The organism is uncultured Salinisphaera sp. (assembly GCF_964012375.1).
Classification (GTDB): Bacteria; Pseudomonadota; Gammaproteobacteria; order Nevskiales; family Salinisphaeraceae; genus Salinisphaera.
The window spans coordinates 51,284-57,956 of record NZ_CAXGSH010000009.1 but is presented as its reverse complement, the minus strand read 5'-3'; the positions used below and the strand labels follow the sequence as shown (position 1 = coordinate 57,956).

General features: G+C 63.5%; 8 protein-coding genes. 4 read left to right on the top strand and 4 right to left on the bottom strand.

The genetic code is table 11. The annotated features are described in order from the left end of the window. The 4 genes from ABNU97_RS03135 to ABNU97_RS03120 form a co-directional block, all read right to left on the bottom strand. Window positions 1-710: aconitase family protein (locus ABNU97_RS03135; protein WP_348765293.1), on the bottom strand; the 710-nt coding region annotated here is incomplete at its 3' end. A gap of 151 nt (window positions 711-861) precedes the next feature. Beyond that, the gene (locus ABNU97_RS03130; RefSeq protein ID WP_348765292.1) at window positions 862-1,491 is read right to left on the bottom strand and encodes a DUF489 family protein; all 630 of its coding nucleotides are present in this window, start codon (window positions 1,489-1,491) and stop codon (window positions 862-864) included. Then, window positions 1,488-2,636: a tRNA 2-thiouridine(34) synthase MnmA gene (mnmA, locus tag ABNU97_RS03125; RefSeq protein WP_348765291.1), complete on the bottom strand. Its 1,149-nt coding sequence runs from the start codon at window positions 2,634-2,636 to the stop codon at window positions 1,488-1,490. Before mnmA ends, ABNU97_RS03130 begins: the two co-directional genes overlap by 4 nt. A 1-nt stretch (window position 2,637) precedes the next feature. After that, window positions 2,638-3,081, bottom strand: coding sequence for an NUDIX hydrolase (locus ABNU97_RS03120; RefSeq protein WP_348765290.1), 444 nt, complete (start codon window positions 3,079-3,081; stop codon window positions 2,638-2,640). A gap of 119 nt (window positions 3,082-3,200) precedes the next feature. On the opposite strand from ABNU97_RS03120, the gene fabD reads away from it, so the two are divergent. The 4 genes from fabD (at window position 3,201) to fabF (ending at window position 6,652) form a co-directional block, all read left to right on the top strand. Continuing rightward, window positions 3,201-4,154 carry an ACP S-malonyltransferase gene (fabD, locus tag ABNU97_RS03115; RefSeq protein WP_348765289.1) on the top strand — a complete coding sequence of 318 codons (954 nt, stop codon included), beginning with the start codon at window positions 3,201-3,203 and terminating at the stop codon, window positions 4,152-4,154. A gap of 34 nt (window positions 4,155-4,188) precedes the next feature. Next, window positions 4,189-4,944, top strand: coding sequence for a 3-oxoacyl-ACP reductase FabG (fabG, locus tag ABNU97_RS03110; protein ID WP_348765288.1), 756 nt, complete (start codon window positions 4,189-4,191; stop codon window positions 4,942-4,944). Window positions 4,945-5,073: 129 nt separating this feature from the next. Then, a complete protein-coding gene (gene acpP, locus ABNU97_RS03105; protein ID WP_006912784.1) occupies window positions 5,074-5,313 on the top strand; it encodes an acyl carrier protein in 240 nt (79 codons plus the stop codon). Between the two features lie 97 nt (window positions 5,314-5,410). After that, on the top strand, window positions 5,411-6,652 hold the full coding sequence (fabF, locus tag ABNU97_RS03100; protein WP_348765287.1) for a beta-ketoacyl-ACP synthase II: 1,242 nt from the start codon (window positions 5,411-5,413) through the stop codon (window positions 6,650-6,652). The last annotated feature ends 21 nt before the right edge of the window (window positions 6,653-6,673 follow it).

Sequence of the window (6,673 nt, the reverse complement as noted above, 5' to 3'; positions counted from 1 at the left end):
GGCTGGCCGAGCATGGCGGCTTCGGCCTCGATACCGCCGACGCCCCAGCCGAGCACGCCCAGGCCGTTGATCATGGTGGTGTGGCTGTCGGTGCCGACCAGCGTGTCCGGGTAGGCCATGTTGGTGTCTTCGTTACCGAAGACCACGCGGGCCAGATATTCCAGGTTCACCTGATGAACGATGCCGGTATCCGGCGGCACGACCTTGAAGTTGTCGAACGCGCCCTGACCCCAGCGCAGGAACGCATAGCGCTCCTTGTTGCGGTTGAATTCGAGCTTGGCGTTCAGATCGAAGGCCTTGTCGGTGCCGTATTCGTCGACCATCACGGAGTGATCGATCACGAGTTCGGCCGGCGACAGCGGGTTGATCTTGTCCGGGCTGCCGCCGAGATTGGCCATGGCGTCGCGCATGGCGGCCAGGTCGACCACGGCCGGCACGCCGGTGAAGTCCTGCAGGACCACGCGCGCCGGGGTAAAGGCGATTTCTGTATCGGGCTCGGCCTTGGCATCCCAGTTGGCCAGTGCCTTGATATCGTCTGCGTCGACGTTGGAACCGTCCTCATGGCGGAGCAGGTTCTCGAGCAGGATCTTCTGCGCGTAGGGCAGCTTCGCTATGCCCGGGAACTGCTCCTGCAGTTTCGGCAGGCTGAAATAGTCGAAGCTGCGATCACCGGCAGTGAACTGCGCACGTGTATTGAAACTGTCCGTCATAGGTTTGGTTCTCCAAAGACACTCGGTGGTTCTTCGGTCCGGTTTGGGTCCGGACACTTAAAAGCGTGCCGTAGTATAGCTTTTTCATGGCCCCGGCTGCAGGGCAAAGCGCCTCGGCAGGCCGAGGGGACGTGGGTGGCTGGCGGCCGGCCTAGCGCACCGGTGCCCGCGGGCCGATGTTTTCCAGCGATTTAAGCAGCGCCTTGCGCCGGAAAAACAGGGAAATGAAACCGCCGCCGCACTGGCGCCACATGATCGCGCAGCGCACCGCGGCCATCAGCTGGGTACGTGCCCGGGCCTGGATGGCTTCGTTCTGCAGATAGCTCGGGTGGCCGTGCAGCATGATGCGCGGCTTGGCCGGGCTGATGCTGTCGCGGTATGCGTCATCGAGGATTACGGGCACCTCGGCCGGCTCGGCCAGGCGTGCCCGGTCGATGGCGCCGCGCAGGCGCTTGAGCGCGGCGTCGTCCTTAATCAAGGCGCCGGACAGACGCAGCAGCTGGCCGATATAGCGCGCGATCAGCGCCGATTTCTGGTCCGGTTTTTCACCCGCGAGCTGGCGTTTGAGATAGGCGATGCCGTCGCCCACGCTCGGCAGGTCGCCATAGACTTCGATCACGCTATTCGGGTCGGTGCAGAAGATTGCGTGCTTGGCGATCTCCAGGCGCTGAGGCGTGTCGCGGCCGTCTGCGGCGAGTTCGTGCGCATATAGGGCGAACTGGGCAACGCCGGCCAGGGACAGGGCCTGGTCGCGAAGACTGTGCGTGGATTGATCGCTCATGCGCTGGCAGGAATCTCGAGTTCGGAATGGCCGGCTGACACGATCTCGGCGCTGCCGAGACAGTGGTCACCCGCATAGAAAACCGCGTATTGGCCGGGCGCGATCGCCCGCGGCGGCCGATCGAACTGTACGTGAAGGCCGCCGCCCGGACCGGCTTCGATACGGCAGTCGATCGCGCGCTGACGATAGCGTACCTGAGCCGCACAGCGGCGCGGCAACTGCGGGTCATCGATCAGCCAATGCGGTACGGCGGTGGTCAGAGACGTTTGTGCCAGCTCGGGATGATCGTGGTCCTGGGTCACCCAGAGCGTGTCCGTACTCAGATCCTTGGCGGCGACGTACCAGGGCGCCTGGGATGCGCCCTGGACGCCGCCCAGACCCAGCCCGCGGCGCTGGCCGATGGTGTAGTAGATCAGGCCGGCGTGCTCGCCGATGGTCTGACCATCGAGGGGCCCGCCTGACACGCGTACCGGGCCGGCTCGACCGGACAGATACTGACGTAGAAAACCTTCGAAATCGCGCTCACCAATGAAGCAAACGCCGGTGCTGTCGGGTTTGTCGTGAATAGGCAGGCCGGCCTTGCGCGCGATCGCGCGTACGTCGGTCTTATAGGTTTCGCCCAGCGGAAACAGGGTGCGTTCGAGCGCGGCCATGGGCACCGCGGCCAGGAAATAAGACTGATCCTTGCCCGGGTCCGCGCCGCGCAGCAGCCGGGTGCCGGAGTCATCGTGGACCAGTCGTGCATAGTGACCGGTCGCGATCGCATCCGCGCCCAGACGTTCGGCGTGGTGCAGAAAGGCGTCGAACTTGATTTCACGGTTGCACAGCACATCCGGATTGGGCGTGCGTCCCGCCGCGTAGCTGTCAAGAAAGTAGCGAAACACCCGGGCCTTGTACTCGCGCGAAAAGTCGGCCCGGTGCAGCGGGATATCCAGCACATCGCATACCGCCGCCGCGTCGTCGTAGTCGTCGGCAGCCTGGCAGCGGCCGGCCTCGTCCTCGCTCCAGTTGAACATGAACAGGCCTTCGACCTGATAGCCGGCTTCGACCAGGCGCAGCGCGGTAACGGATGAATCCACCCCGCCGGACAGCCCGACGATCACGCGCGTGTCCTGCGGGTGGCGCTGCCAGAATGCTTCGCCCATCTCAGCGACCCTTGATATGGCGCACGCGCTCAAGCGCCAGCGGTTCGAAGTCGTTGAAGTCGGCAATTGCCTGGAGTACCAGGGGACTGCGCAGATCGTCGCGGGCCTGCAGCTGTTCGGCGCTGAGCCAGTGCGCCGAGATAATGCCCTCGTCGAGAGCCTGATCGGGCGCATGGCCATCCACCTCGCCGCAGAAGGCGAACCGTAGGGTGGTGCGGCCGTCCGCGTGCGGCCAGTGGTACATGCCCACCAGTCCGGTAGGGGTGAAACGCCAGGCGGTTTCCTCGAAGGTTTCGCGAATCACGGCCTCGTGGAGCGTTTCGCCGGGCTCGACGTGACCGGCGGGCTGATTGATTACACGCCGCCCATGGGCGAATTCCTCGACCACCAGATAGCGGTGATCGACACACACAACCGCAGCCACGGTAAGTTCGGCGTGGACCAAGACAGCCTCCGCGTACTTGACGCTTTGCAAACGCTGGATTCTAGCAAACGGGCTTTTCACGTGGCCAAGCCGTTTTCGGGTGGGTATGATGCCGCCATCGTTTGATCACGACCTTTTATATGTCGCGTTTGGGGATGATCTTTCCCGGGCAAGGGGCTCAGTCGGTCGGTATGCTCGCAGGGCTGGCCGAACGCTACCCTGTCGTTGCCGATACCTATGCCGAAGCCAGCGATGCGCTCGGCTATGACATGGCTGATCTCATACACAACGGCCCGGCGGACCAACTCGACCAGACCGAGTTCACCCAGCCTGCGCTGGTGACCGCCGGGGTGGCGGTCTGGCGGGTGTGGCAACAGCGCAACGGGCGCACGCCGGAGTTTCTCGCCGGGCATAGTCTGGGTGAATACACGGCCCTGGTCGCGGCCGACGCCTTGGATTTCGGCGACGCGCTGCGTCTGACCCAGATGCGGGGCAAGGCAATGCAGAATGCCGTGGCCCCGGGCGAGGGCGCCATGGCCGCCGTCATTGGCCTGGACGACGACGCCGTGCGCGAAGCCTGTTCGGCCGCCGAGCAGGCCCATGCCGAAGAGGCGCTGGTGGTATCGGCCGCCAACTTCAATGCGCCGCTTCAGGTCGTGATTGCCGGGCACGCCGAGGCGGTCGCAACGGCCGGCCGTCTAGCCAAGGAAAAGGGCGCCAAGCTGGTCAAGCCGCTTGCCGTGAGCGTGCCCTCCCATTGCGCGCTGATGCAGCCGGCGGCGGAGCGGCTGCAGTCGCATCTGTTGGAAATACCGCTGCGGCAACCCAAGCTTACGGTTCTGCACAACGTCGATGCGCAGCCGCGTGAAGACGTGGATGGCATTCGCAAGGCGTTGGTTCGCCAGCTCGCCCAGTCAGTGCTCTGGGCCGATACGATTCGCGCCATGCGCGCGGCGAACTGTCAGCTGTTCCTGGAATGCGGGCCGGGCAAGGTGTTGACCGGCCTGAATAAACGTATCGATAAAAGCGCGACCTCGCTGCCGCTGTCGGATGCCGACAGCCTGCGCGAAGCGCTGAATACGACCGAAGAATAATAGTCAGCGCAGCATAAGCGCGAGTGGGAGAGACATGAGCAACGCCAATCTGGATGGCCGGATCGCGCTGGTAACAGGCGCATCCCGCGGTATCGGCGCCGCGATTGCCGATCGCCTGGCCGCCGACGGCGCCGTCGTCGTGGGTACCGCAACCACCGATGACGGGGCACAGCGCATCGACGAGCGGTTGGGTGCGGCCTCGACGCCCGGGGCGGGGCGCCGCCTGGACGTGACCGACGATACCGAGGTCACCGCGCTGCTCAAGGAAGTCAGCCAGACGTTCGGCGCGCCGACCATTGTCGTCAACAATGCTGCGATCACGCGCGATACGCTGCTGATGCGCATGAAGGAGTCCGACTGGCAGGGCGTGATCGACGCCGATCTGTCGGGCGTGTTCCGGGTCACCAAGGCCGCTCTGCGGGGCATGATGAAGGCGCGCAGCGGTCGGATCGTGAACGTGGCGTCGGTGGTCGGTCTGATGGGCAACGCCGGTCAGACCAACTACAGCGCCGCCAAGGCCGGCCTGCTGGGTTTTACCCGCTCGCTTGCGCGCGAGGTCGGTTCGCGTCAGATTACCGTGAACGCCATTGCACCCGGCTTTATCGAAACGGACATGACCCGCGAACTCGACGACAAAACCCGTGACGCGATGCTCGCGCAAATTCCGTTGCAGCGCCTGGGGCAGGTAGACGATATCGCCGCCAGCGTTGCCTTCCTGGTGTCCGATTCCGCAGCTTATATCACCGGCGAGACGCTCAGCGTCAACGGCGGTTTGTACATGGGGGCGTAAGCAAGCACCGACCGGTCTTGCGAAAATCTGGCGAGGCCTACCCTTTTTCCCTAGAATGGCGCGCGGTTCGCGAGGGCGAATGCACCGCGTGCTAGACGCGTAAACCATAGTCAATCAGGAGAGAATCCGATGAGTAGCGTTGAAGAACGAGTACAGAAGATCATTGCCGAACAGCTTTCGGTCAGCGAAGACCAGGTCACGTCGGAAGCGTCGTTCGTCGACGATCTGGGCGCAGACTCGTTGGATACGGTCGAGCTGGTCATGGCCCTCGAGGAAGAGTTCGAAATCGATATTCCCGACGAAGAAGCCGAGAAGATCGTTAACGTCAAGGATGCGGTCGACTACATCAAGTCGCACGCCGAAGGCTAAACGCCTGTAATGTGCGCGACCGTACGTCAGTATGCGGCCGGTCGTAGCGAATGAATCCGCCGCAGGATGCGGCGTCACGAGTAACTAGGGGGCTGTGTTGAGACAGCGTCGCGTAGTAGTCACCGGTCTGGGATTGATTTCCCCGGTCGGCCTGGATGTCGCCTCGAGTTGGGCCGCGATACTCGACGGTCGCAGCGGTATCTCGACCATCGACAGCTTCGATGTGTCGGACTACCCGACGCGTTTCGGCGGCCCTATCCGCGATTTCGATGTCGCCGACTATATGTCGAAGAAGGAGGCCAAGCGCTACGATCCGTTCGTGCACTATGGCGTCGCGGCTTCGGTACAGGCGTTCAACGATAGCGGCCTGGAGCTCGACGATGAATACAACGACCGCGTAGGCGTTGCCGTGGGGTCGGGTATCGGCGGCATCGGCACTATTCTGAAGACCTGTGTCGGCTTTCACGAAGCCGATTACAGCGCCAAGAAGGTGTCGCCGTTCTTTATCCCCAGCAGTATCGCCAACATGGCCGCAGGCCAGGTATCGATTCAGTTGAACCTGCACGGGCCGAATATCGCCGCCGTGTCCGCCTGTACGACGGGCGTACACAATATCGGTCTGGCCGCACGCCTGATCGCCGCGGGCGATGCCGATGCGATGCTGGCCGGCGGCTGCGAAATGGCGGTCAATCCGATCGGGCTGGCCGGTTTTTGTGCGGCCCGCGCGCTGTCCAGCCGTAACGACGACCCGCAGGCGGCCAGTCGCCCGTGGGACGCGGATCGAGACGGGTTCGTGCTTTCCGACGGTGCCGGCGTGCTCATGCTCGAAGAGTACGAACAAGCCAAAAAACGTGGTGCGAACATCTATGGCGAGGTCGCCGGCTTCGGCATGAGCGGCGATGCCTACCACATTACCCAGCCCAGTGGCCGGGGCGCACGTCAGTGCATGAGCAATGCCCTCAAAGACGCCGAGCTCAACCCGGATCAACTCCAGTACATCAACGCACACGGTACCTCCACCACGGTGGGTGACGTGGCGGAAAGCCAGTCGATCGAAGCCGTACTCGGCGATTCGGCAAAAAACGTGGCGGTGAGCTCCACCAAGTCCATGACCGGCCATATGCTCGGTGCAGCGGGTTCGGCCGAAGCGATCTTCACGCTGTTGGCGATTCGCGACCAGGTCGCCCCGCCGACGATCAACCTGGATAACCCGGCGGAAGGCTGCAATCTCGATTACGTGCCGCATGAGGCGCGTTCGATGCGCATCGACGCAGCGCTGTCGAATTCCTTCGGCTTTGGCGGCACCAACGGCTCGCTGATCTTCAAGCGCCTCGACTGAGGCGCGCGGACCGCGTTCGCC